General features: G+C 71.9%; 25 protein-coding genes. 20 read left to right on the forward strand and 5 right to left on the reverse strand.

Annotation, left to right across the window (positions count from 1 at the left end; genetic code table 11):
* The coding region (locus tag ACIBO1_RS22805; RefSeq protein ID WP_396749756.1) for an endo-1,4-beta-xylanase at positions 1-1,325 on the reverse strand (1,325 nt) is incomplete at its 3' end.
* 455 nt (positions 1,326-1,780) lie between these two features.
* Between ACIBO1_RS22805 and ACIBO1_RS22810 the strand changes: the two genes are divergently transcribed.
* Positions 1,781-3,355, forward strand: a complete 1,575-nt coding sequence (locus ACIBO1_RS22810) for a mucoidy inhibitor MuiA family protein (protein WP_396749758.1) — start codon at positions 1,781-1,783, stop codon at positions 3,353-3,355.
* Positions 3,356-3,368: 13 nt separating this feature from the next.
* On the opposite strand, the gene ACIBO1_RS22815 is transcribed toward ACIBO1_RS22810, so the two are convergent.
* From ACIBO1_RS22815 to crcB (ACIBO1_RS22825), 3 genes are read right to left on the reverse strand one after another with little or no spacing between them, the layout of a single operon-like run.
* Positions 3,369-4,001: a uridine kinase gene (locus ACIBO1_RS22815; protein WP_396749761.1), complete on the reverse strand. Its 633-nt coding sequence runs from the start codon at positions 3,999-4,001 to the stop codon at positions 3,369-3,371.
* 24 nt (positions 4,002-4,025) lie between these two features.
* On the reverse strand, positions 4,026-4,400 hold the full coding sequence (gene crcB, locus ACIBO1_RS22820; RefSeq protein WP_396749763.1) for a fluoride efflux transporter CrcB: 375 nt from the start codon (positions 4,398-4,400) through the stop codon (positions 4,026-4,028).
* Entirely contained in the window at positions 4,397-4,924 is a 528-nt protein-coding gene (gene crcB, locus ACIBO1_RS22825; RefSeq protein WP_396749765.1) for a fluoride efflux transporter CrcB, read from the reverse strand. The genes crcB (ACIBO1_RS22820) and crcB (ACIBO1_RS22825) overlap by 4 nt, the downstream gene beginning before the upstream one ends.
* Before the next feature lie 479 nt (positions 4,925-5,403).
* Between crcB (ACIBO1_RS22825) and ACIBO1_RS22830 the strand changes: the two genes are divergently transcribed.
* The 8 genes from ACIBO1_RS22830 (at position 5,404) to ACIBO1_RS22865 (ending at position 15,390) form a co-directional block, all read left to right on the forward strand.
* A complete protein-coding gene (locus ACIBO1_RS22830; protein WP_396749767.1) occupies positions 5,404-6,363 on the forward strand; it encodes an ABC transporter substrate-binding protein in 960 nt (319 codons plus the stop codon).
* Between the two features lie 17 nt (positions 6,364-6,380).
* On the forward strand, positions 6,381-7,205 hold the full coding sequence (locus ACIBO1_RS22835; RefSeq protein WP_396749769.1) for an ABC transporter ATP-binding protein: 825 nt from the start codon (positions 6,381-6,383) through the stop codon (positions 7,203-7,205).
* On the forward strand, positions 7,202-8,032 hold the full coding sequence (locus tag ACIBO1_RS22840) for an ABC transporter permease (RefSeq protein ID WP_396749771.1): 831 nt from the start codon (positions 7,202-7,204) through the stop codon (positions 8,030-8,032). Before ACIBO1_RS22835 ends, ACIBO1_RS22840 begins: the two co-directional genes overlap by 4 nt.
* A 73-nt stretch (positions 8,033-8,105) precedes the next feature.
* Positions 8,106-10,115: a hydantoinase/oxoprolinase family protein gene (locus ACIBO1_RS22845; protein WP_396749773.1), complete on the forward strand. Its 2,010-nt coding sequence runs from the start codon at positions 8,106-8,108 to the stop codon at positions 10,113-10,115.
* Between the two features lie 4 nt (positions 10,116-10,119).
* The gene (locus tag ACIBO1_RS22850; protein WP_396749775.1) at positions 10,120-11,670 is read left to right on the forward strand and encodes a class I adenylate-forming enzyme family protein; all 1,551 of its coding nucleotides are present in this window, start codon (positions 10,120-10,122) and stop codon (positions 11,668-11,670) included.
* Positions 11,670-13,028, forward strand: a complete 1,359-nt coding sequence (gene purB / locus ACIBO1_RS22855) for an adenylosuccinate lyase (RefSeq protein ID WP_396749777.1) — start codon at positions 11,670-11,672, stop codon at positions 13,026-13,028. The genes ACIBO1_RS22850 and purB overlap by 1 nt, the downstream gene beginning before the upstream one ends.
* Entirely contained in the window at positions 13,025-13,774 is a 750-nt protein-coding gene (locus ACIBO1_RS22860) for an enoyl-CoA hydratase/isomerase family protein (protein WP_396749779.1), read from the forward strand. The genes purB and ACIBO1_RS22860 overlap by 4 nt, the downstream gene beginning before the upstream one ends.
* The gene (locus ACIBO1_RS22865) at positions 13,771-15,390 is read left to right on the forward strand and encodes a thiamine pyrophosphate-binding protein (RefSeq protein WP_396749781.1); all 1,620 of its coding nucleotides are present in this window, start codon (positions 13,771-13,773) and stop codon (positions 15,388-15,390) included. The genes ACIBO1_RS22860 and ACIBO1_RS22865 overlap by 4 nt, the downstream gene beginning before the upstream one ends.
* Positions 15,391-15,395: 5 nt before the next feature.
* Here the strand turns inward: ACIBO1_RS22865 and ACIBO1_RS22870 are convergent, their stop codons facing one another.
* Entirely contained in the window at positions 15,396-16,220 is an 825-nt protein-coding gene (locus ACIBO1_RS22870) for an IclR family transcriptional regulator (RefSeq protein WP_396749783.1), read from the reverse strand.
* A 165-nt stretch (positions 16,221-16,385) separates the two neighbouring features.
* On the opposite strand from ACIBO1_RS22870, the gene ACIBO1_RS22875 reads away from it, so the two are divergent.
* Genes ACIBO1_RS22875 through ACIBO1_RS22925 form a run of 11 tightly spaced genes read left to right on the forward strand, consistent with a single transcriptional unit; the run spans position 16,386 to position 26,153 of the window.
* Positions 16,386-18,404 carry a hydantoinase B/oxoprolinase family protein gene (locus tag ACIBO1_RS22875; RefSeq protein WP_396749785.1) on the forward strand — a complete coding sequence of 673 codons (2,019 nt, stop codon included), beginning with the start codon at positions 16,386-16,388 and terminating at the stop codon, positions 18,402-18,404.
* On the forward strand, positions 18,401-19,381 hold the full coding sequence (locus ACIBO1_RS22880; protein WP_396749787.1) for a tRNA U-34 5-methylaminomethyl-2-thiouridine biosynthesis protein: 981 nt from the start codon (positions 18,401-18,403) through the stop codon (positions 19,379-19,381). Before ACIBO1_RS22875 ends, ACIBO1_RS22880 begins: the two co-directional genes overlap by 4 nt.
* On the forward strand, positions 19,374-20,213 hold the full coding sequence (locus ACIBO1_RS22885) for a 2-amino-5-chlorophenol 1,6-dioxygenase subunit alpha (RefSeq protein ID WP_396749789.1): 840 nt from the start codon (positions 19,374-19,376) through the stop codon (positions 20,211-20,213). The genes ACIBO1_RS22880 and ACIBO1_RS22885 overlap by 8 nt, the downstream gene beginning before the upstream one ends.
* A 10-nt stretch (positions 20,214-20,223) precedes the next feature.
* A complete protein-coding gene (locus ACIBO1_RS22890; protein WP_117230022.1) occupies positions 20,224-20,514 on the forward strand; it encodes a BMC domain-containing protein in 291 nt (96 codons plus the stop codon).
* A 22-nt stretch (positions 20,515-20,536) separates the two neighbouring features.
* Positions 20,537-20,863, forward strand: a complete 327-nt coding sequence (locus tag ACIBO1_RS22895) for a BMC domain-containing protein (protein ID WP_396694474.1) — start codon at positions 20,537-20,539, stop codon at positions 20,861-20,863.
* Positions 20,863-21,138: a EutN/CcmL family microcompartment protein gene (locus ACIBO1_RS22900; protein WP_396749791.1), complete on the forward strand. Its 276-nt coding sequence runs from the start codon at positions 20,863-20,865 to the stop codon at positions 21,136-21,138. Before ACIBO1_RS22895 ends, ACIBO1_RS22900 begins: the two co-directional genes overlap by 1 nt.
* A gap of 18 nt (positions 21,139-21,156) precedes the next feature.
* Complete coding sequence (locus tag ACIBO1_RS22905) at positions 21,157-22,668, forward strand: 2-hydroxymuconic semialdehyde dehydrogenase (protein ID WP_396749793.1); 1,512 nt, start codon at positions 21,157-21,159, stop codon at positions 22,666-22,668.
* The gene (locus tag ACIBO1_RS22910; protein ID WP_396749795.1) at positions 22,665-23,459 is read left to right on the forward strand and encodes a 2-keto-4-pentenoate hydratase; all 795 of its coding nucleotides are present in this window, start codon (positions 22,665-22,667) and stop codon (positions 23,457-23,459) included. The genes ACIBO1_RS22905 and ACIBO1_RS22910 overlap by 4 nt, the downstream gene beginning before the upstream one ends.
* Positions 23,456-24,391: an acetaldehyde dehydrogenase (acetylating) gene (locus tag ACIBO1_RS22915; protein WP_396749797.1), complete on the forward strand. Its 936-nt coding sequence runs from the start codon at positions 23,456-23,458 to the stop codon at positions 24,389-24,391. The genes ACIBO1_RS22910 and ACIBO1_RS22915 overlap by 4 nt, the downstream gene beginning before the upstream one ends.
* A complete protein-coding gene (gene dmpG, locus ACIBO1_RS22920) occupies positions 24,388-25,425 on the forward strand; it encodes a 4-hydroxy-2-oxovalerate aldolase (protein WP_396749799.1) in 1,038 nt (345 codons plus the stop codon). The genes ACIBO1_RS22915 and dmpG overlap by 4 nt, the downstream gene beginning before the upstream one ends.
* Positions 25,422-26,153 (forward strand): 2-keto-4-pentenoate hydratase, encoded by a 732-nt coding sequence (locus ACIBO1_RS22925; protein WP_396749801.1) that lies wholly within the window; start codon positions 25,422-25,424, stop codon positions 26,151-26,153. Before dmpG ends, ACIBO1_RS22925 begins: the two co-directional genes overlap by 4 nt.
* Positions 26,154-26,198: the final 45 nt, after the last annotated feature.

A 26,198-nucleotide genomic window follows, 5' to 3' on the forward strand; every position in this document is an offset into this window, starting at 1 on the left:
TGGTTGGTCTGGGTGTGGCAGGCGTAGATCTGGACGGCGGCGCTGTTGCCGGTGCCAGCGGCGTCGAGGCACATGTCGCCGTAGACGCGGAGTTGCTTGGTGGAGCTGTTGTAGGTCCAGGCCTGGTTGGTCTGCTTGTTGCAGTCGTAAAGCTGGACGCGGGTGCCGTTGTCCCGCGAGGAGTTGGGCACGTCCACGCACCGGCCGGACTGCGAACCCACGATCTCGCTGGCGGAGCCGGACGGAGGGTTGGTGGGCCCCGGCGTGGTGGGCGTGGGGGTGGTTCCGGGACCGGCGCTGTTCAGCGCGTCCAGGGTGGCCGTGTACGCGGCCTTCTTGTTGCCACTGCCGTCGAAGAGCAGCGGGGTGCCGCCCGAGCGCCACGAGTCGGTGTCCCGGATGCCCCACACGGTGATGCCGGTGCAGCGGGGGACCGCGAGACAGTCGTTGACCACACTGCGGTAGGTGTTGGCCTGCGAGGTGCCGGAGCCTTCGATGTCCAGCTCGGTGATCTGCACCTCGACGCCGAGCGCCGCGAAGCTGGACAGCGTGGTGCGGTAGTTGCTGTTGTACGCCGACTGGGCGTTGAAGTGCGACTGGAACCCGACGCAGTCGATCGGTACGCCCCGGTTCTTGAAGTCCTGGACCATCCGATAGACGGCCTGGGTCTTGGCCCAGTTCCAGTTGTCGGTGTTGTAGTCGTTGTAGCAGAGCTTCGCACCCGGGTCCGCCGTCCGGGCGGCACGGAAGGCCGCCTCGATCCAGTCGTTGCCGGTGCGCTGCAGGTTCGAGTCGCGCCGGGCGCCGCTGTCGCCGTCGGCGAACGCCTCGTTCACCACGTCCCAGGAATGGATCTTGCCCCGGTAGTAGGTCGCGACCCGCGTGACGTGGTTCAGCATCGCGTTACGCAGCTGGGTGCCGGACATGTTCTGCATCCAGCCGGGCTGCTGCGAGTGCCAGGCCAGCGTGTGGCCACGCACCTTCCAGCCCCGATTGAGAGCGTGGTTGACGATCCGATCCGCGTTGGTGAACGTGAAGTTGCCCTGCTGCGGCTCGGTCGCGTCTATCTTCATCTCGTTCTCGGGCGTGACGCTGTTGAACTCGCGGTTCAGGATCGTCGTGTACGCGCCGTCGCTGAGCTTGTTCGCCGCCACCGCCGCACCGAAGTACCGGCCGGACTGGTTCGCCGCCGCCGCGAGGGTGGTCTCGGCGGCGTGGGCGAGTGTGGGCAGCAGCGATGCGACGAAGACGGCGACCAGCGCGGCGGCTCCGGGAACGTAGAGCGCTCTGAGTCGACGCCTGGGGGGACGGGGCCGGGAGATCATGCTGATCCTCCACTGATGGGATGGGACGTATCTGTCACTGATCGGGTGCGCTCGCCAGAGCGCCCCGCAATGCCGGGTCCGCCGGTCGAGGCCAGGACTCACGACCGGCATCCGTGCGGTGGTGAGTCGTGTTCGGCCGTCTGATCGGCAGGTGAAGGGTGGCGGTGATCGAGTCCGTCGCCCACCAGGACGTGGTCGTGGGCGGAGGACTCCGGTGTGGACGTGTCACCCGGATGGTCGGGCCTGGTGACGGTGCGAGACACCTCCCTGGTGAGGAAGATCAATGTTAGCGATCTCATAGATCGATGACTATCAGGCTGGCAGAATGTTCCAGGGTTTTCAACCGGTAGTTTCGGAAAGGTGGCGGAAGTGTTTCGGTGAGCGCTCGTCGCCGCCACGACGCGGGTCACGAGTGCCGGAAGTAACGGTCACAGGGGTCGACTACCCTCGCCGCCGTGGACACTGCGGAGATCGATGCCCCCGTCGTCGGCGTCACCGTCTATCCCGACCGGGCCCGGGTCACCCGTCGCGGCGGTCTCCGGTTGCCGGCCGGTCAGCACCGCGTACGCGTCGCGCCGCTCCCGCTCGGCCTGCGGCGCGACTCGGTCCGGGTCGGCGGTCGGGGCGCGGCCACCGTCCTCGGCGTGGACGTGACCACGTGGCGACAGGCCCGCAGCACCGACGCGCAGGTGGTCGCCCTGGAGCAGCGCCGTCGCGAGGTCACCGACGAGTTGGCCGAGGTCGACGACGCGGACGGCATCGAGGAACAGCGTGGACAGTTCCTCACCCGGTTGGCCGAGCGGGCCGGTGGCACGTACGCCCGCGCGCTGGCCGCCGGTGACGCCGCCCCCGACGACGTGGCCGCCTTCACCGATTCGGTGGCCGCTCAGCTCGCCGACTCGCGGGCCCGGCGACGGGGGCTGACCCGTCGACGGACCGAGCTGCGGGAGGAGTCGGCGGCGGTCGGGCGCGACCTCGACGCCCTGCACGGCAAGCAACAGCCGGACCGGCTGGCCGCCGAGGTGATCGTGGCGGTCGAGGCCGACGACACCGACGTCGAGCTGGAGCTGACCTACCTGGTGGAGGGCGCCCGGTGGCAACCCTCCTACGATCTGCGGCTGGTCGACGAGACGATGACCGTGACCTGGTTCGGGATGGTCAGCCAGAGCACCGGTGAGGACTGGCCGGAGTGCGACCTTCGTCTCTCCACCGCCCGGCCGGCGGCGACGAGCGGCGTACCCGACCTGTCGCCCTGGTATCTGGACCGGCTCCGGCCGCCACTACCGCGCATGGCGCCGGACATGGTGGCCGGGATGCCGGCGTTCGGCGCGGCGCCGGCCGCCAGCTCGCCCCGTGCCGCGCCGCCGGTCCCGCAGAGGCTGCGGGAGAGCGTCGCCGAGGTCGAGCAGGGGACCATTGCGGCCACCTACCGACCGGCCCGGCCGGTGGCGGTGCCCGCCGACGGCAGCACCCATCGGGCCACCATCGCCGTGCTGGACCTGCCGGCCCGGCTGGACCATGTCACCGCCCCGGTCCGCGCCGCGGAGGCCCACCTGCGGGCCACGATCCGCAACACGTCGGAGCACGCGCTGCTCGCCGGCCCGGCCGCGGTGTTCCACGACGCCGACTTCGTCGCCTCCACCCGGCTGCCGATGTGGGCGCCGGGTGAGGAGACCGAGGTGGCGCTCGGGGTGGACGACCGGATGCGGGTGGAACGCAAGCTGTACCGACGCGCCGAGACCAAGGCCACGCTCGGGTCGACCCGGCGGCGCGAGGTGGAGTACCGGATCACCGTCGACAACCACACGTCCCGCCCGGCGACCGTCGAGGTGCGTGATCAGCTTCCGGTCTCGCGGGACGAGGCGGTGGTGGTACGCGAGACGACCGTCGTACCGCCGCCGGTCGAGCGGACGGAGCTGGGCGAGGTGACCTGGCGGCTGGCGCTCGCGCCGGGCGAGAGCGGCGAGATCGCGCTGGGCTTCCGGGTGGACCTGGCCAAGGGGGTCGAGCTGACCGGCTGGCGGGAGTAGGCGCTGCCCGGTCTCACGGCTGCGGCCGGCGGCGCACGACGACCTCGCCGACGTCGTCGCAGGGCACCGTCGGCTCGCCGTGGACGTGCAGGTGTGCTCGGGTGTCGGTCTGGTCTGCCGCGAAGAAGTCACGTTCGACCGCGAGCCAGTCGAGCCACGCATCGCGGTGCTGTTCACCGTCGCGCGCGATGCCGCGCCGCAGCCGCGATGCTTCGGGGGCGTCCACCCAGATCCGGTACGCGTAGCGGTCCGCCACCGCGCGCCGGGTGGACGTGACGCCCTCCACGATGACCAGGGCGCCGGCGGCGGTCGTCACCCACTCGCCGGTGGCGACTCCTGCGGTGTCGGTGGCCCAGTCCCGGGCCCGGAAGTGGGCGTTCCGACCGCTGGCGAGGGGTACCAGGACGTGGTCGACGAAGTAGTCCCACCACGCGGGGTCGTCCCCCCAGGTCCAGAACTCGTCCACCTCGACCAGGACTGCGTCACCGAGCGCTGCCAGCCTCTTCGCCACGGTGCTCTTACCGCTCGCGCTCGGGCCGTCGATCCCCAGCAGTACGGGGGCGCCGCCATCGGCGTGGTCGCGGGCCTGCGACAGCACGTCGACCAGGCGGACCCTACGTGTCGTGACGTCGTCCAGGCGTTCCACGTCGGAGAGTGTAGGACGCCGGGCTCAGGCGAGAAACGCGACCGCGAGGTGGCTGCTGAGTGCGAGCGCGGCCAGCCCCGCCAGGACACTGCCGACGGCGTTGGCGATGGCGCGCAGCGGCGCGCCGGTCTCGGTCAGACGGACCGTCTCGACGGAGAAGGTCGAGTAGGTGCTCAGCGTCGCGCACAGTCCGGGACCGATCAGGTGCTGCAGGGCAGGGGGCACGGCGGTCGCGGTGCCGACGCCGGTGAGGACGCCGAGGCCGACGCAGGCGAGGAGGTTGACGGTGAGGGTCCCCCACGGGAAGGCGGTGCCGAGCCGGGTCTGGACGGCGCGGTCGATCAGGTAGCGCAGCGGTGCGCCGACGAGGGCGCCGACGATGACCATCAGCCAGTTCATCCGGCGTCTCCGTCTCGGGTGGGGCGGGTCGGGACGAGCAGCCGGGTGAGCGCCGCCGCACCCCACACGGCAGCCAGCGCGGCCAGGAGGGTGACGGCGAGGTAGAGCACCGCGATGCCGGCCCGTCCGCCGTCGATCAGGTGCTGGGCGTCCAGCGCGTAGGTGGAGAACGTGGTGTAGCCGCCGAGCACGCCCGTGCCGAGGAAGGGCCGCACCAGTGGATGCGCGGTGCGCCGTTCGGTGATCAGGACCATGAGCGCACCCATCACCGCGCAGCCGGTGATGTTGATCCAGAACGTCGTCCACGGAAACGCGCCGGGCGCGGTCGGAGACAGCACGACGGCGCCGTAGCGGGCGCAGGCGCCGAGTACACCGCCGGCCGCGATCACGGCGAGGATCTCGAACCGTCGCGGTACTCGGCCGGTGCCGGGCGGCCACGGGGGGACGTCGACGTCGGGATCGACCGGTGCGCGCGGCGTGCCGGGAGCGGCGGGATCGCGGTGGTGGTCACGCGGCACGGACACGGGCTCCTACCTGGTCGGTCTCCACGCCCGGGCGTGGGCGTGCACGAGGGTCATCAGGTAGGGACCGTTGGTGGCCGGGAACGGCACGGTTCGGGTACGGCGGGCCCCACCGCCGTGCGGCCGTCTCGGAAGACGGCTGCCCCTCCAGGCTACCGCTGCGCGCCACCGGGGCAGGGGCCACGCGACCGGGAGAGAAGCCGCTCCACGATCAAGCGGTCGACACGGTGCGTGACGAGCTTCTCGTGTGGCGCTCTCGCCTGAGATTTCGGATTCGTCGCACCAAGTGGGTTGTTCAGGTACTTCATGGTCGCTATCTCCTCGGTGCCCGGTGAGCGCGACGGGGCGTCCAGGGGGCTTTGGCTACTGTCTGTGTTGAGAGCCTGTCGCTCGCACCTCTTGACGTTGTAAAGCGCCTCACAGTAGCGTCCCATATTAAGCAACCGAGACCACAATATGAGCCGCTGAAGTCTGGGGTAGCCATGAGAATGCGCGTAACGGCCGCGGCCGCCGCCCTGCTGATGACCGTCGCCATGGCGGCGTGTTCCGAGAACCAGTCCTCCGGCGAGTCCGGCGGCGACAGCGCCGGCCCCACCCCCGCCGTCAACTTCGGCGTCGGCGTCGACCCGGCGTACTCCCCGATCTATCTCGCCGACCAGGAGAACCTCTTCGACCAGGCCGGGCTCGACGTGACCGTCACCCAGTACCAGGAGGGGACCGGCGGGCTCGACGCGATCCTGGCCAAGCAGGGCCAGGTCACCGCCAGCACCGAATCCAGCCTGCTCAACCGCGCGACCCGGGGCGACATCAAGGGACTCGCGGTCTTCTCGCAGTCGCCCAGCTTCATCAAGCTCGTCGCCCGCTCCGGCATCACCGACGTCGCCGGCATCAAGAAGTACGGCGTCGTGCCCGGCACCGTGAACGAGTACGCCACCAACAAGGTGCTCGACAGCCGCAACATCGCCCGCGACACCGTCGAGTTCGTCAACGCCTCACCCGCCGAGATGCCGGCGCTGCTGCAGCGCGGCGACGTCGACGGCTACATCATGTGGGAGCCGTGGCCCTCGCGCGGCGTCGCCAACGGCGGCACCGTGCTGCTGACCAGCGGCGAGATCGGATACGTCTACAACCTCGTGATCGGCGTCGACGGCGCCTGGTACGAGGGCAACAAGGAGACGGCCAAGAAGGTCGTCGACACCATCGCCCAGGCCTGCGAGCAGCTCACCGCCGACCCGGCCAAGGCCGGCACCGTCACCGAGACCGCGATCAAGGTGCCCGCCGCCGAGGCCCAGTCCCTCCTCGAAGGCGTGCAGTGCCAGGTCCGCGACTTCACCGACGAGGACATCCAGCGCTACAACGAGATCGCCCAGTTCCAGCAGGACAGCAACATCGTCAGCCAGAAGGCCGACCCGGCGACCGTCATGATCAGGGGAGTGGCGTGAACCGTACCGGCTCCCCGGTGTCCGTGAGCGACGTCGACATCCGGTTCGGCGACTTCGTAGCGGTCCGCCAGGCGAACCTGGACATTGCCGCAGGGGAGTTCGTCTGCCTGCTCGGCCCCAGCGGCTGCGGCAAGTCGACACTGCTCAACGCGATCGCCGGATTCGTCACACCCGTCGGTGGGGAGGTGACCTGCGCGGGCGCGCGGGTCACCGGCCCCGACGTCTCCCGCGGCGTGGTGTTCCAGAGCGCCGAAGCGCTCTTCCCGTGGCTGACGGTCCGACAGAACGTGGACTTCGGCCCGCGCATGCGCGGCGTCGCCAAGGCCCAACGGGCCACCGACGTCGACCGCTACCTGGCCATGGTCGGCCTCAGCCACAGCGCCGACCGGTTCCCCGGCCAACTCTCCGGCGGCATGCGCCAGCGCGCACAACTGGCCCGGGTGCTGGCCAACGAACCGTCGGTCGTGCTGATGGACGAACCCTTCGGCGCCCTGGACGCCCAGACCCGACTGGTCATGCAGGTCGAACTCGACCGGATCTGGCGGGAGACCGGCGCGACCATCGTGTTCGTCACGCACGACATCGGCGAGGCGATCCTGCTCGGCGACCGGATCGTCACCATGACCGCCGGCCCCTCGGCGGCCATCAAGAACGTGTACCCGTGCGACCTGCCCCGACCCCGCGACCTGACCGACCCGGCCAGCGCCGCACTCTTCCGCGAACTCCGCGAGGACATCGGCGCCGAGGTGGCCCGCACCCTGCAGGCCCAGGGCCTCGACGACGGACACGACGGTCGGCAGCCCCCGACACCCGACGGCGCTGACAGGAAGGCACGACGATGAGCGTGGACCTGCGCGCGGTGCCGGAGAAGACCAGCCGCGACACGACCGGCCCGGCCCGCCGACGCACCAGCCGACCTCAACTGACCCGGATCGGCCTGTCGGCCCTGTCGGTGCTGCTCGGCGTCGTCATCTGGGACCTGGTCAGCCGCAACTACACCGCCTTCTTCCTGCCCTCACCGCTGCTCACCTGGCGTGGCGCGGTCGAACTCATCCAGGACGGCACGCTGGCCAGCTCGATCAGCGCCTCGTCGACCCGGATCCTCACCGGCTGGGCGCTCGGCGTCGTCATCGGCGTACCGGTCGGACTGCTGATGGGCTGCGTACCGTGGCTGCGGCTGATGCTGGACCCGTACATCCAGTTCTTCCGGTTCGTCCCGCCGATCGCCTTCGTCACCCTGGCGATCATCTGGCTCGGACCGGGCGAGGCGTCGAAGATCGCGCTGATCTTCTACACCACCGTCTTCATCGTCGCGCTCAACACCCTGGCCGGCGTCCTGTCCGTCGACGAACTCCGGCTGCGCGCCGCCCGCGCGCTCGGCGCCAACGCGGTACGCACCCTGGCCTCGGTGGTCCTGCCGTCGACGGTGCCCCACGTGGTGACCGGCGCGCGGCTGGCCATGGGCAACTCCTTCCTGACGATCGTCTCCGCCGAGATCGTCGCGGCACAGAGCGGCCTCGGATCGCTCATCTGGACCGCCCGCAACTACGCCAAGACCGAGTGGGTCTTCGTCGGCATCATCACCCTCGGCCTGCTCGGCTACCTCTTCGACTGGATCCTGCGGGCCGTCACCAGCAGGACCCTGCGCCGCTACGGCGTCACGTTCTGACCCGCCCGGACCTGACGGCGCGCCGCTGCCGGCCGCCGGAGCCCGCGCGCCCACCACTATCGAAAGGCTCGCCATGCTGTGCATCGGCGTCGACATCGGTGGCACCTTCACCGACGTCATCGTGTACGAGCCGGCCACCGCCCGGCTCGCCGAGGCCAAGACCCTGTCCACGCCCGACGACCCGGCCGCGGCCATCTTCGAGGGACTGGCCAAGCTCGGCGTACGCCTCGACGAGGTCGACCGCTTCGTCCACGGCACCACCCGGGTCACCAACGCGCTGCTGGAAGGCTCCGGCGAGCCGGTCAGCGTGGTCGCCACCGAGGGCTTCCGCGACGTCCTGGAGATGGGACTCGGGCACCGGCCGCAGCTCTACAGCGTCAAGGAGGCGGGACGTCCCCCGCTGACCCCCCGTCGCCTGCGGCACGTCCTGCCCGAGCGCATCGGCGCCGACGGCAGCGTCGTGCGGCCACTGGACACCGCCGCCCTCGACAGCGTGCTGGATCGGGTGGCCGCCGCCGGACCGAAGGCCGTGGCCGTCTGCCTGCTGCACTCCTACCGCAACCCGGCCCACGAGCGGGCCGCCGCCGCCCGCCTCGCCGAACGCTATCCCGACCTGGTCTGCACCATCTCCTCGGACGTGGTGCCGGAACAGGGCGAGTACGAGCGCTTCGCCACCACCGTGCTCAACGCCAGCGTCCGCTCCACCGTCTCCGACTACCTGCGCGGGCTCGGCGACACTCTCGCGACCGGCGGCTACGCCCACCCGCTGTCGATCATGACCAGCAGCGGCGGCGTCGTGTCCACCGAGGAGGCCGGCCGGCTGCCGATCAACCTGGCCCTGTCCGGCCCGGCCGGCGGCGTCGCCGCCAGCGTCCACGTCGCCGGCCTGGCCGGCTACCCGAACGTGATCACCTGCGACATCGGCGGCACCAGCACCGACGTCTGCCTGATCAAGAACGGCACCCCGTTGATGACCAACGACGGGACGATCGCCGGCTACCCGAACCGCACCTTCCAGGTGGAGATCAACACGATCGGTGCCGGTGGCGGCTCGATCGCCTGGCGCGACCTCGGCGGCGAACTCCGCATCGGCCCCCGCAGTGCCGGTTCCACCCCCGGCCCGGCCGCCTACGGCCGGGGCGGCACCGAGCCGACGACCACCGACGCCCACCTGCTCGTCGGCCACCTCGACCCCGAGGAGAGCCTCGGTGGCGAGGTACGCCTCGACGTCGCCGCCGCCCGTACGGCCATGCACCGCCTGGCCACCGAGTTCGGCCTCGACGACCTGGAACTGGCACACGGCATCCTCACCATCGCCACCGCCAAGATGACCAGCGCGATCAAGGAGATCTCGGTCGCCTGCGGCCACGACCCCCGGGACTTCGTGCTGATGCCCTTCGGCGGCGCCGGCCCCATGCACGCCACCGTGCTCGCCGACGACCTGGGCATCCGCCGGGTCCTCGTGCCACCGGTACCGGGCAACTTCTCCGCCCTCGGCTTCGTCACCGCCCAGGCCCGGCACGACTACGTCCGCACCGTGCTGGTGCCGGCCGACGAGACCGGACTCGGCGCCGTCCGCGCCGTGGTGGCCGAACTGCGCGACACCGCGCGGGCCCAACTCAAGGCCGAGGACGGCGTCGAACCCGACCAGGTCACCTTCGGCCTGTCGGTGGGCATGCGGTTCCGGGGCCAGTCCTTCGACCTCGCCGTCCCCGTCGAGGAGCTACCGGCCACGGCCGAGGACCTGGTCGCGGCCTTCCACGCCGCCTACGCCGACCGGTACGCCTACGCCCGCTCCGGACACCCGGCCGAGATCGTCAACTGCCGGCTGACCGCCTACGGTCCCCGACCCGCCGTCCGGTTCGCACCTCCGGCCGGCACCACCCCGCAGCCCGCACCGACCCGCGTCTACGGCGCGCAGGGCTGGGTCGACGCCACCGTCCACCGCCGCACCGACCTGGCTCCCGGCCGCACGGTGCCCGGTCCGGCCGTCATCCGGGAGAGCGGCAGCACGACCGTGGTCGGCGCCGGGTGGACCGCGACCGTCGACGACCACGGAAACCTGCTGCTCGTCAAGGAGTGATCCGGTGACCAACGCCCTCGACGCCACCGTCCTGGACCACGCCGCCCAGCACCCGGACCGCCCCCTGTACGCCTTCGACCAGGACCGGCCGGTGTCGGCGGGGGAGTTCGCCGACCTCGTCGGCCGACGGGCGGCCACGCTGGCCGCGCTCGACGTCGGCCGGGGCGACCGGATCGCCGTGTGGGCCGAGAACAGCCTCGACTGGCTGGTCCTGCTGGCCGCCGCGGCATGGCGGGGCGCTGCCCTGGTGACCCTGCATCCGGGGCTGAGCACCCCGGAGCTGACCACGGCACTGGCCCGCAGCCGTCCCCGCCGACTCTTCGTCGCCCGTCGCCTCCGCGACCGCGACGGCGCCGCCACCGCCGCGCAGGCGCTCGCCGCACTGCCCGGCTCCGCCCGCCCGTACGGCTGGCACGTCCTCGGCGACAACCTGGCCGGGATCGGCGACGGCGCCGTGCCCGCCCCCGCCGGACACCCGGACGCCACCCTGAACATCCAGTTCACCTCCGGCTCGACCGGCCCGCCGAAGATGGTCGCGCTCAGCGCCCGCAACCTGATCGCCAACGCGCGGTGGACGGCCGACGCCGCCGGACTCGGCGCCACCGACCGGATCGCCTCACCGCTGCCCCTGGCCCACGCGGCCGGGCTCAGCAGCGGTGCCGTGCTGGCCCTGGTCACCGGGGCGCTGTGGGTGTCGGTGAGCCGCTTCCGCACCGAACCGGTGCTCACCCAGATCGCCCGGCACCGGTGCACCGTGCTCCAGGCCGTCCCGACGATGGCCACGATGCTCGCGGACACCGTGGAGGCCGCGCCGGACCGCTTCGACCTGTCGTCGCTGCGGGTCGGCTTCCTCGGCGGCGCGCCGTGCGCGCCGGCGCTGCTCGCCCGCACCCGGCGGGTACTCGGCCTGGACCGCATCGCCGTGATCTACGGGCAGACCGAGGCCGGCCCGACGATCAGCGTCGACCCCGGCGACGGGAGCTGCGGCAACCCCGGCGACACCGTCGGACGGATCGTCGCGGACCTGGACGCCGTCGTCGTCACCCCCGGCACCCGCACCGAACTGCCCGCCGGCCACGCCGGTGAGCTGCTGGTCCGCGGCGAGTCGGTGACCGCCGGGTACGTCGACGACCCGGCCGCCACCGAGGCCGCGATCACCACCGACGGCTGGCTGCGCACCGGCGACCTGGGCGCGCTGGACACCGACCGGGTCCTCACCCTCACCGGTCGGGTCAAGGAGCTGATCATCCGGGGCGGCGAGAACATCAGCCCGGCCGAGGTGGAGGCGGCCCTGCTCGACGACCCGGCCGTCGCCCAGGTGTGCGTACTCGGCCTGCCGTCACCGCGCTGGGGCGAAGAGGTCGCCGCCCTCGTCGTCGCCGCCCCGGACACCACCCCCGACCCCGACCGGCTCACCGGGGCGGCCGCCGCCCGACTGGCCCGACACAAGGTGCCGACGCTGATCCGTACCGTGCCGGACCTGCCGTTGCTGCCGTCCGGCAAGGTCGACCGGCGCGCCGCGCTCGCCCTGCTCACCGGTGAGGAGCAACGCTGATGCAGCTCGGCTCGTGCTTCCTGGACTCGTTGACCGTCACCAGCTTCTTCGGCAACGCCGAGATGCGCGGCGTGTTCAACGACCGCCAACTCATGCAGTCCTGGCTCGACGTCGAAGCGGCCCTGGCCCGCGCGCAGGCCGGCCTCGGCGTCATCCCCTCGTCCGCGGCCCAGGCGATCACCGACGCGGCCCGGCTCGACCGGCTGGACACCACGGTGCTCGCCGCCGACGCCGCCGACACCGTGCACCCGCTCGTGCCGCTGGTCCGGGCACTGACCGCCGCCTGCCAGGGCGACGCCGGCCGCTACGTCCACCTCGGCGCCACCACCCAGGACGTGATGGACACCGGATTCGTGCTGCGCGCTCGGGCCGGCCTGGACATCGTCTCCCGTCAGGTCGACGAACTGGTCCGCATCCTGCGCCGGCTGGCGCTGCGACACCGCACCACCCCGATGGCCGCCCGCACCCACGGCCAGCAGGCGTTGCCGACCACGTTCGGCCTGCGCTGCGCGGTGTGGCAGAGCGAACTGCAACGACACCGGGCCCGTCTGGCCCAGATGCGCGAACGACTGCTGGTGACCAGCATGGGCGGCGCCGCCGGCACCATGGCCGGCTACGGCCCGCAGGCGTTCGCCCTGGAACGCGCCGTCGCCGACGAACTCGGTCTCGGCGTCGCCGACACCCCGTGGCACGCCACCTCGGACCGGTTCGCCGAGTGTCTGATGGTCCTCGGACTGGTCGCCTCCAGCGCCGAGAAACTGGCCCGCGAGATCTATTTCCTCGGGCGTACCGAGGTCGGCGAGGCCCACGAACCGCAGCGCGCCACCCAGGTCGGCAGCAGCACCATGCCGCACAAACGCAACCCGATCCGCTGCGAGGCGGTGATCGCCGCCGCCGGTACGCTGCGCGCCCAGGTGCCGCTGGCGATGCAGACCATGGTCGCGCAGGACGACCGCGACATGGGCGTCGGCATGACGCTGTGGAAACTGCTGCCGGAGTGCTTCATCCTCATCGGCGGTGCCCTGGAACGGCTGGTCGAGGTCTTCGGCGACCTCGGCGTCGATCCGGACCGGATGCGCGCCAACCTCGACCTCACCGGTGGGCTGGTGCTCTCCGAGGCGATCATGCTCCGCCTCGCCGACCCACTGGGCCGGGAGCAGGCCCACCACCTGGTGATGCGGATCGTCCGCGACAGCCTGGAGCAGAACCGGCCGTTCGTCGACGTGCTGCGCGCCGACCCGCAGGTGGCCGCCGCCCTGCCCGGCCCGGAACTGGCCGGGCTGCTCGACCCGCTGTCGTACGTCGGCCACGCCGCCGCGCTCGTCGACCGAGCCCTCCTGACCTCGGAGTCACCATGACCACTGATCAGTCCGTCCTGCTGCACCGCTCCGGCCGGTTGGCCCGGGTCACCCTGCACCGGCCGCTGCGGCGCAACAGCTTCGACCTCGACATGCTCGCCCGCTTCGAGGACGTGCTGCACGACCTCGGACGCGACCGCACGGTGGAGGTGGTGGTGCTCACCGGCGAGGGCACCGCGTTCTGCGCCGGCACCGACCTGCGCGAGCTGGCCGACCTCGACCCCGAGACCACCATGCACGTCCAGCGGCGCACCGCCGACCTCGTCGAACGCTGGTACCGGCTGGACCAGACCACGGTCGCCGCCTTCAACGGCCCGGCCATCGGCTCGGGCGCCGTCCTCGGGCTCGCCAGCGACCTGCGGGTGGCCGCCGACAGCGCGTTCTTCACCTTCCCCGAGGTGACCTACGGCATCCCGCTGACCTGGAGCGGCATGGCGATCCTCGCCGACCTGGTCGGCGCCGACCTGGCCAAGCGCTGGCTGCTGCTCGGCGAGCGGGTGGAACCCGCCGAGATGCTCGATCTGCGCCTGGTCACCCGGGTGGTCGCCGCCGACGACCTGCCCGCCGCCGTGGACGCGATCACCGACCGGCTGCTGGCCACCTCGGTGGTCGGCCGCACGATGACCAAGCGTGCCGCCCGGCTGGCCGGTCCCCGCTTCGACGCGGCGGCCAACGACTCCTTCCTCGGCGCGCTGAGCGTGGCGTTGCGCCCGCCCGGCGGCTACCTCGACGGGGACGCGCGGTGAGGGTGTTCGAGGCGATCGCCGACGCCGTCGTGGCGCACGGCGTCGACACCGTCTTCGGTCTGCTCGGCGACGCCAACATGTACCTGGTCGCCGACCTGGCCGAGCGGCACGGCGTCCGGTTCGTCGCGGCCCGAAACGAGAACGCCGCGGTGATGATGGCCGACGGGTACGCCCGCACCACCGGCCGCTGCGGCGTCGCCACCGTCACCCAGGGGCCGGGACTGGCGGTCGCCGGGGCGGCGCTGACCATCGCGCGGCAGGCCCGTACCCCGCTGGTCCTGATCGCCGGCGACACTCCGCCCGGCGACCCGCTGCACGTGCAGCACTTCGACCAGCAGCCGTACGCGCTGGCCACGGCGGGCACGTTCGTCCCGGTGCACACCGCCGGCACCGCGATGCGCGACGTCGGGCTGGCGTTCCGGGCCGCCCGCGAGCTGACCGGCCCGGTGGTGCTGAACGTGCCGATCGACCTGGCCGACGAGCAGGTTCCGCAGCACCCGCCCGCCCCGGCGCCGATGGTGCCCCGCGCGCCACGACCACTCGCGCCGGACCCCGCCGACGTCGACGCGCTGGCCCACCGGCTCCGTACGGCGCACCGCCCGGTGCTGCTCGCGGGCCGGGGCGCCGAACCGGCGGCGGCCGCGATCCGGGACCTCGCCGACCGCAGCGGAGCCCTGCTCGCCACCACGCTGATGGCCGCCGGTCTGTTCCGGGGGCACCCGTACGACCTCGGGGTGGCCGGTGGGCTGTCCCGGCCGCTGACCCGGCGGACCCTGGCCGAGGCGGACCTGGTGGTCACGTTCGGGGCCGGACTCAACCGGTGGACCGCCGACCACGGTGCGCTCTTCCCGGACGCGGTGCTGGTCGCGGTGGACGTCGACCCGGCCGCGATCGGGGCCCGCTGGCCGGTGACGGCCGGGGTGCTGGGCGACGCGGGGGAGACGGCGCAGGCGGTGTCGGCGGTGCTGACGCCGGTACCCCGACCGCACTGGCGCAGCACAGACCTGGCCGCCGAACTGGCGGGCGCCGACCCGTTCGCCGGCCTGGACATCGAGTCCCGGCCCGGCCGCATCGACCCCCGGGCCTTCATCCGGATCTGCGCCGAACGCCTGCCCCGCCAGCGGACCACGGTGGTCGGCGTCGGTCACTTCGGCGGCTGGCCCAACCTGCTGTTGGACTCGGCCGCCACCGACCGGTCCTTCCTCGCCCCGTGGGAGTTCGGCAGCATCGGCGTCGGACTGCCGTTCGCGGTGGGCGCCGCCGTCGGCCGTCCCGACCGGCCGGTGGTCGCCTTCGAGGGCGACGGCAGCCTGCTGACCGGTCTCGGGGAGCTGGACACCCTGGCCCGGGTCGGCGCACCGGTGCTGCTGGTGCTCCTGGACGACGCCGCGTACGGCGCGGAGGTCCGCAAACTCGCCCCGCGCGGGGTCGACCCCGAACTGGCCCGTTTCCCCGAGCGGGACCTCGCGGCCGTGGCCCGTGCACTCGGGGTGCCGGCGTGGACGGTCACCGACGAGGCGGGTGCCCGGGCGGCCTTCGACGAGGTGCTGCCGTTGGCCGGGCCGGTCCTGCTCCACGTACGGATCCGTGCGGACGTCGTGCAGGAGAAGTTTTGACCGGGTCAGTCGCCCCAGACGTCGCCGAAGCCGTACCCGAGTTGCCGGGACAGCTCGTCGGCGGTGCGGCGGGCCGCCTCGGCCAGCTGCGTCACCCGGGCCTCGTCGAGGCGGAAGATCGGGCCGGAGACGCTGATGGCGCCGGTGACCCGGCCGTGGCGGTCGCGCACCGGCGCGGCCACGACCCGCAGTCCCTCCTCGCTCTCCTGGTCGTTGAGCGCCCAGCCCTGCTCGCGGACGGTCGCCATCCGGGACACGAACGTGTCCAGGTCGGTGATCGTGTGGGCGGTCAGCGCGGTGAACGGCGCGTCGGCCAGCGTGGCGCGCAGCGCGGCGTCGTCCTGGTCGATCAGCAGGGCCTTGCCGGCGGCGCTGCACCACAGCGGGATGCGTCGGCCCAGCCGGGAGACGAGCTGCAGGTTGCGGGTGCCCTGCACGACGTGGATGGAGATCGCGTCGAGGTCCTCCAGGACCGACAGGTTGACGCTCTCGCCCTCCTCCTCGGCCAGCCGGTGCACCAGGGGGCGGGCGAGGGTGTGCAGGTCCAGGCCGGCGAGGTAGCGCGCGCCGAGCTCGAAGACGGTGACCCCGAGCCGGTAGTTGCCGTTGTCCTCGTTGCGGTGCAGGAAGCCGGCGTCGGCCAGCGCGCGGAACAGTCGGCTGGCGGTCGACTTGTGTAGGCCGAGCTCGCGGCTGACGTCGCTGACCTTGCGTTCGGCGTCGTTGCCACGGAAGGCGAGCAGCACGCTCAGGGCGCGGTCGAGCGCCTGGGTGCCGGACTCGCGGGGCGTCGGCCCGTCGTCCGGGCTGGTGTCAGTGGCGTACGACATCTTGCTTCCCACCTTCTCGGTTGCTAGGTTTCATAATATAACCCTAGGACCACATTATGGTCCAGCGCGTTATGGTCCACCCCAGATGGCCCACCCACGGTGGCCCACCCCAGATGGTCCGTTCTCCCACCATCGGGATCGAGCCGGAACCAGTGAGGCATCCGCATGACTGTGAACCCGATCGACCTGGAAGTCGTCACCGAAGGTCTCATCTCGATCGTCCGGGAGATGCGACAGACGATCTTCCGCACCGCGCACTCGCCGGTGATCGCCGACGCACAGGACTTCTCCTGCGCCCTGTTCGACCCTCAGGGGCAGATGGTCGCCCAGGGCCGGGACATGCCCGGCCACGTCATCGCCATGCCGGCCTCGGTCGCCGAGATCTTCGCCGACTTCGCCGACGAGATGCGCCCCGGTGACCTCTACATCGTCAACGACCCCTACCGCGGCGGCAGTCACCTCAACGACGTCACCCTGATCAGCCCGGTCTTCGTCGACGGAGAACTCTTCCTCTTCCCCTGCGTCCGCATGCACTGGGCCGACATCGGCGGCATGACCCCGGGCAGCGTCTCCGGCCAGGCCACCGAGATCCTTCAGGAAGGGCTGCGGATCCCTCCGATCAGGCTCATCGAGCAGGGACAACCCAACCGGGCCGCGTTCGACATCGTCTTCGCCAACGTCCGGATGGCCGAGGAACGCCGCGGCGACCTCGAATCCAGCATCGCCGCCTGCCACACCGCCGAACGCCGCCTGCGCGAACTCGTCGCCCGGCACGGCACCGACCTGATCCTGGAGTCCGTCGCCGCCAACATGGACCGCACCGAGCACCGCCTGCGCACCATGATCCAGGCCCTGCCCGACGGCACCTACCGCTACGAGGACTACCTCGACCTCTACACCGACGGACACTACGACGCCGCCATCGTCCGCTGCGCGCTCACCGTCGACGGCGACGAGATCGAGGCCGACTTCCGTGGCTCGTCGACCCAGGTCGCCGCCGTGGTGAACTCCTCGCGGGCGATGACCGTCGCCGGCGTCTTCATCGCCGTCAAATCGGCCCTGGACCCCGGTGGCCTGGTCAACCACGGCGCGTTCCGGCCCCTGCGGGTCCACACCGAGCCGGGCACCGTCGTGCACGTCAGCTACCCGGCCCCGGCCAACGCGCACAGCGAGGTCCGCAAGCGCGTCATCTCGGCCGTGATGGCCGCACTCAGCCAGGTGGCACCCGACCTCATCGCCGCCGACCAGTTCGGCACCACCTTCCAGAACCTCATCGGTGGCGTCGACGAACACACCGGCCGGCCATACCTCTACTACGACTACCCGGCCGGCGGCAACGGCGGGTTCCTCGAATCCGACGGCCCCAGCGCCATGAACCCCGTCGACCTCGGCGACATCTCCACCATCCAGTCCGTCGAACGGTTGGAGACCGAGATCCCGATCCTCGTCGAGTCCTGCGAGCTGCGCACCGGCTCCAGCGGCGACGGCGCACGCCGAGGCGGACTCGGCAGCCGCCGCGAGACCCGGCTGCTGGCCAGCGGTGGCGCGTACTCGGTGCAGACCGACCGCACCACCGTCCCGCCCTACGGTCTGCGGCATGGCGGCCCCGGCGCGCCCACCGTGACCCACATCCGACGGTCCGACGGCGAACGCGTCGACTTCGCCACCCCCGGCAAGGTCGCCGGCTTCCCGATGCGCACCGGCGACCTGCTGGTCATGGAGTCCGCCGGCGGCGGAGGCTGGGGCGACCCGCTGGACCGGCTGCCCGAGCACGTCGCCGACGACGTCACCCAGGAGTACCTGACCGCCGCCGAGGCACGACAGCGCTACGGCGTCGAACTCGACGCCGACGGCCGGGTCGACCCCACCGCGACCGCCGGCACCCGGGAACGGCTCCGCGACCAGCGACGCTGGCTGCGGACCACCGTCACCACCCAGCCGGCCTACACCGGCCAGCGCGGCCGGCGACGCCTGGCCTACGTCGCCCCCGACAGCGGGCTGGCCGAGGACACCCTCGTCGAGGTCCACGGCGGACATCCCGCCCCGCTGCGGGCCTGGATCCGACACGACACCGCACTGGCCGCCGACGAACTCGCGCTCGACGACGACGGGCTGCAGATCCTCGGCACCGCCCCACACGACCGCTCCCACGTGCGGGTACTACGCGGGGAAGGACGCTCATGAGCAAGGTCTTCCGGGTGCCGGTGACAACGGCCCGGGGTGGTGCCACCACCGCCGGACGCACCCCGCCACCGACCACCCCGACGCGGCGGTGCGGCATCGTCGCCGGCTGCCTCAGCCCGCACCCACCCCACCTGATCTACGCCGAGAACCCGCCACAGAACGAACCCCGCTCCACCGGCGGCTGGGAGACGCTGCGCTGGGCGTACGAGCGCCTGCGCACACGCATCCGCGAGGTCCACAAGCCCGACGTGCTCATCGTGCACGCCCCGCACTGGATCACGATGGTCGGTCACCACGTCAACTGCGTGCCCAACCCGCGCGGCACCTCCGTCGAACCGATCTTCCCGCACCTGTTCCGTTACCACTACGACTTCCGCACCGACGTCGAACTCGGCGAGGCCATCGCCGAGGAGGCCAACGGACTCGGCCTGGTCACCCGCACCCTGCACGATCCCCGCGTACGCGTCGACTACGCCACCATCGGCGCCCTGCACCTGGCCAACCCGGCCTGGGACATCCCCGTGGTCTCCCTCTCGGCCAACAACAACCCGTACTTCTACTCCGACGCCTCCCTGGAGGAGATGGAAGTCCTCGGCGAAGCCACCCGACGGGCCGTCGAAGCCACCGGCCGCCGCGCCGTCCTGCTCGCCTCCAACTCGCTGTCGCACCTGCACTGGCACGAGGAACCGGAGCTGCCCGAGGACATGGAACGGGAGCACCCCTACAACAACCACCAGTACCGCTGGGACATGAAGCTGCTCGAGGCGATCCGACGCGGGCCGACCGCACCGCTGCGCGAACTCATCCCCGAACACATCGAGGCCACCGCCAGCGAGACCAAGGCCGGCAGCCTCACCTGGATGCTCGCCGCGATGGGCTGGCCCAAGGTGGCGGGCGACGTCCTCGGCTACGGCACGATCATCGGCACCGGCAACGCGGTCGTCGAATGGGTACCCGAGGGGGACCACCATGGCTGACCGGACCGGAGTCGTCGCCGGCGCGCTGCTGCCCGGCATGCCGCACCTGCTCGCCGGACACGCCGCACCGAGCTGGTCGGCACTGGCCGACGCCGCCCGCGACGTGGGCGCCCGGCTGCGCCGACTCGAACCCGACGTGGTGCTGCTGCTGTCCACCCAGTGGTTCACCGTGCTGGGCCACCAGTTCCAGTGCGACCCCAACCCGCGCGGCCAGCACGTCGACGAGAACTGGTACGCCTACGACTACGGCCTGCTCGACTACGACCTCCGCTTCGACGTCGACTTCACCGAACGCTGGGCCGCCCGGGTCCAGTCCGACGGACTCCAGGCCCGACGGACCCGCTACGACGGATTCCCGATCGACACCGGCACCATCGTCACCTCCGCACTGCTCGACCCGGAGCGGAGACTGCGCTGGGCACAGGTCTCCTGCAACCTTTACGCCGACGCCGACACCCTCGCCACCGTCGGACGCGCCGGCGCCACCGCCGCCCGCGACGCCGGACTGCGCGCCGCCGTCGTCGTGGTGACCGGGATGTCCTCCGGGCTCATCCAACAGTGGATCGAGCCCGACCAGGACCGCATCGGCGCACCCGCCCACGAGCAGTGGAACACCCGGATCCTCGACCTGCTCACCGCCGGCAAGATCGACGAAGCCCTCACCGTACGCGAGGAGTTCGCCCGACAGGCCCAGGCCGACAGCCAGTTCCGGGCCCTGGCCTTCGCCGCGGGCGCCGGGGCGAGCACCGGCCCGGCACACCTGCACGCCTACGGCCCCATCTGGGGCACCGGCGGCGCCGTCCTGTCCTGGAACCTGCCAGACCACCACTAGAGGAGACAGCATGCGGAACACAGCCGTGGGCTTCGTCGAAGCCGAAGGCTTCACCCCGATCTTCGACGCCGTCGACGCGATGGTGAAGGCCACCGAGGTCGAGGTGACCAAGGTCGTCCGGCTCGGCGGCGGCATCATCGCCGTCGCCGTCCGCGGCGACCTCGCCACCGTCGAGGAGGCCGTCGACATCGGCGAGGAGACCGCCCGCGCCAAGAGCCGCTCGGTGCGCTCGATCGTCTTCGCCAGCCCCTGCGACGCCGTCAGCGCGCTGGCGGCCGACCCCCAACTCGTCGGCAACTGACAGCCGGTAAGGAGATCCAGACATGTCCTCCGACATCGCCATCGGCATCGTCGAGACCCGCGGCGTCGTCGCCCTCTCCGCGGGCATCGAAGCCATGATCAAGACCGCCGACGTACGCTGCGTCGGCGTCGAACGAGTCACCAGCGGCTACCTTGCCGTCGCCGTACGCGGCACCCTCGCCGCCGTACGTCAGGCGGTCGCCGCCGGCGAGGCCGCCATCCGCGCCCACGGCGACCTGCGCAGCTCGCAGGTCTACCCGAAACCGCACCCGACCACCGCGGCGCTGCTCGACAACCCGGAGACCGCCCGGATCCGCGAGGTCATGGCCGGCCTGCGCGGAGAAGCCTGATGGTGCTCGGCGAGGTCGTCGGCAAGGTGTGGGCGGACCGCATCCTGCCCTCACTCCAGGGCCGACGCCTCGTCCGGGTCCGGGTCCGGCCCGACGGCCCCGAACTGGTCGCCGTCGACCCGCTCAACGTCGGCGTCGGCACCACCGTACTGGTCGTCACCGACGAGGCAGCCGCCTCGGTCACCGGTGAGTCCACCGTCGACGCCGCCGTGGTCGCCCTGGTCGCCGAGTCCGGTACCGCCGAAACCCCCGAACCCGCGCCCACCACGTCCTGACCGAAAGGCACGCCTGTGATGACCGACGGGCTCTGGTCCCCGAGTCTGCTCGCCGGCCGACCGGCCGGCGAGCCGACCGTCCTGCCGAACTTCGTCGACGGCGTGTTCGACACGTCCGGCCGGCACTTCGCCAAGATCTCCCCGGTCACCGGCGAGACCATCCGCCACGTCGCCGAGGCCGACCGATCCACGGTGGACGCCGCAGTGGCCGCCGCCCGCTCGGCGCTGCGCGGACCCTGGGGACGCATGGGGGAGCGGGAGCGGGCCGCGGTGCTCTACCGGGTCGCCGACGAACTGGAACGCCGCTTCGACGACCTGGTGGCGGCGGAGGTCGGCGACACCGGCAAGTCCATCTCACAGGCCCGCACCCTGGACATCCCCCGTGGCGCGGCGAACTTCCGCGCGTTCGCCGAGATCGTGTCGACCGCCCCGACGGAGTCCTTCACGACCCCGACCCCCACCGGCGGCCGAGCCCTGAACTACGCCGTGCGCAAACCGGTCGGCGTGGTCGCCGTGATCGTGCCCTGGAACCTGCCCCTGCTGCTGCTGACCTGGAAGGTCGCACCGGCCCTCGCCTGCGGTAACACCGTGGTGGTCAAACCCTCCGAGGAGACACCGTCGTCGGCGACGCTGCTGGCCGAGGTGATGGCGGCGGCCGGAGTGCCCGACGGCGTCTTCAACGTGGTGCACGGCTTCGGACCGGACTCGGCAGGGGAGTTCCTGACCCAGCACCCGGACGTCGACGCGATCACCTTCACCGGAGAGTCGGCCACCGGACAGACGATCATGCGGGCGGCGGCCGACGGCGTGAAGGCGGTCTCCTTCGAACTGGGCGGCAAGAACGCCGGCCTGGTCTTCGCCGACGCCGACCTCGACGCCGCGATCGAGGGCTCGGTGCGTTCCTCGTTCACCAACGGCGGCCAGGTGTGCCTCTGCACCGAACGACTGCTCGTGCAGCGACCGGTCTTCGACGAGTTCGTGACCCGGCTGGCCGCCCGCGCCGACGAGCTGACCTTCGGCTGGCCCGCCGACGAGGCCACGGCGAACATGCCGTTGATCTCCCACGCCCACCAGGACAAGGTGCTGGGCTACTACGACCTGGCCCGCACCGAGGGCGCCACCGTGCTCGCCGGCGGCGACATACCGACCTTCGCCGACGCCCGCGACGGCGGCGCCTACGTCCGGCCGACCGTCCTGACCGGCCTGGGGCCCGACGCCCGCGTCAACCGGGAGGAGGTCTTCGGCCCGGTCTGCCACGTGGCGCCGTTCGACGACGAGGACGAGGCGTTCGACCTGGCCAACGACAGCGACTACGGCCTCGCCGCCACCGTCTGGACCCGCGACGTGGGCCGCGCCCACCGGTCCGGCACGCGCCTGGAGACCGGCATCGTGTGGGTCAACACGTGGTTCCTGCGGGACCTGCGCACCCCGTTCGGCGGAGCCAAAGCCTCCGGCGTCGGCCGGGAGGGCGGCGTCCACTCCCTGAACTTCTACTCCGAACTGACCAACGTCTGTGTGGACCTGTCATGAGTGATGTCGCCCGGGCCGCCCGAGTGCTGCGGACCGCCTACGAGACACGTACCCCCGTCGCGCCGCTGCGCGGCGACCTCCTGCCGGTCGGCGACGTCGACGCCGCGTACCAGGTGCAACAGGCACAGGTCGCGCAGTGGGAGGCGGCGGGCCGCCGCCGGGTCGGCGCGAAGATCGGCCTGACGTCGGCCGCCGTCCAGCAGGCATTCGGCGTCTACCAGCCCGACTTCGGGGTGCTCTTCGCCGACATGGCGGTCCCGGACGGCACCGAGATCGACTCCGGTCGGCTGCTGCAGCCCCGGGTGGAGGCCGAGGTCGCGTTCGTGCTCGGTGCCGACCTGCCGTTCGCGCAGGTGACACCCGCCGACGTGATCCGGGCCACCGACCACGTCCTGCCCGCCATCGAGATCGTCGACTCCCGGATCACCGGCTGGGACATCTCCATCGTGGACACCGTCGCCGACAACGCCTCCTCCGGCCTGTTCGTGCTCGGCAACCAGCCCCGCTCGCTGGCGGACGTCGACCTCCGACTGGCCGGGATGGTGCTCGAACACGCCGGTGAACCGGTGTCGGTCGGGGCGGGCGCCGCCTGCCTCGGTAACCCCGTCCACGCGGTGGCCTGGCTCGCGCAGACCCTGGCCGGCGCGGATACGCCGCTGACCGCCGGTGACATCGTGCTGTCCGGGGCACTCGGACCGATGGTGCCGGTCACCCCCGGCGCCACGTACGAGGCGCGGATCTCCGGCCTGGGCTCGGTCCGGGCCTGCTTCAGCCCGGGGGAGTCGGCATGAGCACCGGAGTGGCCGTGATCGGGCCGGGCAACATCGGCACCGACCTGATGATCAAAGTGTTGCGCCTGTCGGAGTCGCTGCGGATGACGGCGATGGTCGGCGTCGACCCGGACTCCGACGGCCTCGCCAGAGCCCGCCGGCTCGGCGTGGCCACCACCGCCGACGGGATCGACGGGTTGCTGACGATGCCGGAGTTCGCCGACGTCGGGGTCGTCTTCGACGCCACGTCGGCCGGATCGCACCGCCGCCACGCCGCACTGCTGCGCGAGCACGGTCGCCTGGTGGTGGACCTGACCCCGGCCGCCGTCGGCCCGTACGTGGTGCCGCCGGTCAACCTCGACGAGCACCTCGACGAGCCCAACGTGAACATGGTGACCTGCGGCGGGCAGGCGACCGTCCCGATCGTCGCCGCCGTCGGCCAGGTGACACCCGTGCACTACGCGGAGATCGTCGCGTCGATCGCCTCCCGGTCGGCGGGCCCCGGCACCCGGGCCAACATCGACGAGTTCACCGAGACGACGGCACGCGCGATCGAGGTCGTCGGCGGCGCCCGCCGCGGTAAGGCGATCATCGTGCTGAACCCGGCGGAACCACCGATGATGATGCGCGACACCGTCTACTGCCTCTGTCCCGACCGGGACGTCGACCAGGACGCCGTCACCGCGTCCATCGAGGCCATGGTCGCCACCGTCGCCGGATACGTGCCCGGCTACCGGCTGAAACAACGTGTCCAGTTCGACCACGTCGACACGTACGTGCCCGCGCTGGGCACCCGGTTCACCGGCGTACAGGTGTCGGTGTTCCTGGAGGTCTCCGGCGCCGGGCACTACCTGCCCGCGTACGCCGGCAACCTCGACATCATGACCTCCGCCGCACTCCGCACGGCGGAACGGATGGTCGCACCCCGCGCCGACCGGAAGGTGCCGGCATGACCAGGCTCTATCTCCAGGACGTGACACTGCGCGACGGCATGCACGCCGTACGGCACCAGTTCACCGTCGACCAGGTCCGCGCGATCGCCGCCGCCCTCGACGCGGCCGGGGTCGCGGCGATCGAGGTCGCCCACGGCGACGGACTGGCCGGTTCGAGCGTCAACTACGGGCACGGCGCCGCATCCGACGCGGACTGGATCGCCGCGGCGGCCGAGGCGGTCACCACCGCGAGACTGACCACCCTCCTGCTGCCCGGCATCGGCACCATCGCCGACCTCAAGGCCGCCCGCGACCTGGGCGTGACCAGCGTACGGATCGCCACGCACTGCACCGAGGCGGACATCTCCGCCCAGCACATCGGATGGGCCCGCGACAACGGCATGGACGTGTCCGGGTTCCTGATGATGGCGCACATGAACGACCCGGCGGCACTGGCGGCGCAGGCGAAACTGATGGAGTCCTACGGCGCGCACTGCGTCTACGTCACCGACTCCGGCGGTCGGCTGCTGACCCGGGACGTCGCCGAACGCGTCGACGCGTACCGCCAGGTCCTCGACCCGGCCACGCAGATCGGCATCCACGCGCACCACAACCTGTCCCTCGGCGTGGCCAACAGCGTCGCCGCCGTGGAGCACGGCACCACCCGGGTCGACGCCTCCCTGGCCGGGCACGGCGCCGGCGCCGGCAACGCACCCCTGGAGGTGTTCGCGGCCGTCGCCGAACTCCACGGCTGGGACCACGGCTGCGACGTGTTCGCGCTGATGGACGCCGCCGACGACCTGGTCCGGCCGTTGCAGGACCGGCCGGTCCGGGTCGACCGGGAAACGCTGAGCCTGGGCTACGCGGGGGTCTACTCCAGCTTCCTGCGTCATGCCGAGCGGGCCTCGCAGCGCTACGGGATCGACGTCCGCTCGATCCTCGTCGAACTGGGCCGTCGCCGCATGGTCGGCGGACAGGAGGACATGATCGTCGACGTCGCCCTCGACCTGGTCGCCGCCACCGACCGGACCACCGCGACCGGAGGAGACCGATGAGCACCACCGACCACCTCGCCCGACGCCTCGACGCCGCGGCGACCAGCCGTACCGCCATCCCGCAGCTCGGCACCGACACCGCGCTGGACGTACCCACCGCCTACCGGGTGCAGCAGGCCGTGGTCGACCACCGGCTCTCGCGCGGCGAACGTCCCGTCGGACTGAAGCTCGGGCTGACCAGCCGCGCCAAGATGGCACAGATGGGCGTCGACGAGGTCATCTGGGGTCGGCTCACCGACGCCATGCACATCCCCGACGGCGGCACGCTCCGACTGTCCGCCCACATCCACCCCAAGGTCGAACCGGAGGTCGCCTTCCTCGTCCACGCGGGTGTGATCACGGCGGTCGCGCCGGCCCTCGAGGTGATCGACTCCCGGTACGTCGACTTCCGCTTCACCCTGCCCGAGGTCATCGCCGACAACACCTCCGCGAGCGGCTTCGTCCTCGGCGCCTGGCAACCGCTGCCGGACGGGATCGACAACCTCGGCGTACTGCTGGAGGTGGACGGACGCTCCGTCCAGATCGGATCCACGGCCGCGATCCTCGGCGACCCCCGCCGGGCGCTCGCCGAAGCGGTCCGGCTCGCCGCCGCCAGCGGTGTGGACCTGGCCGACGGCGCGATCCTGCTCGCCGGTGCGGCCACCGCCGCCGTACCGCTGCGGGCCGGATCCCACGTCCGGGTCACCGTCGACACACTCGGCACCGCGTCCCTGCGGGTCGCGTCGTGACCCCACACAACGAGAACGGCGCCCGACGCGACCGTCGGCCCGACG

Origin of the sequence: Micromonospora sp. NPDC049903, from assembly GCF_044460945.1 — a bacterium.
Classification (GTDB): Bacteria; Actinomycetota; Actinomycetes; order Mycobacteriales; family Micromonosporaceae; genus Micromonospora.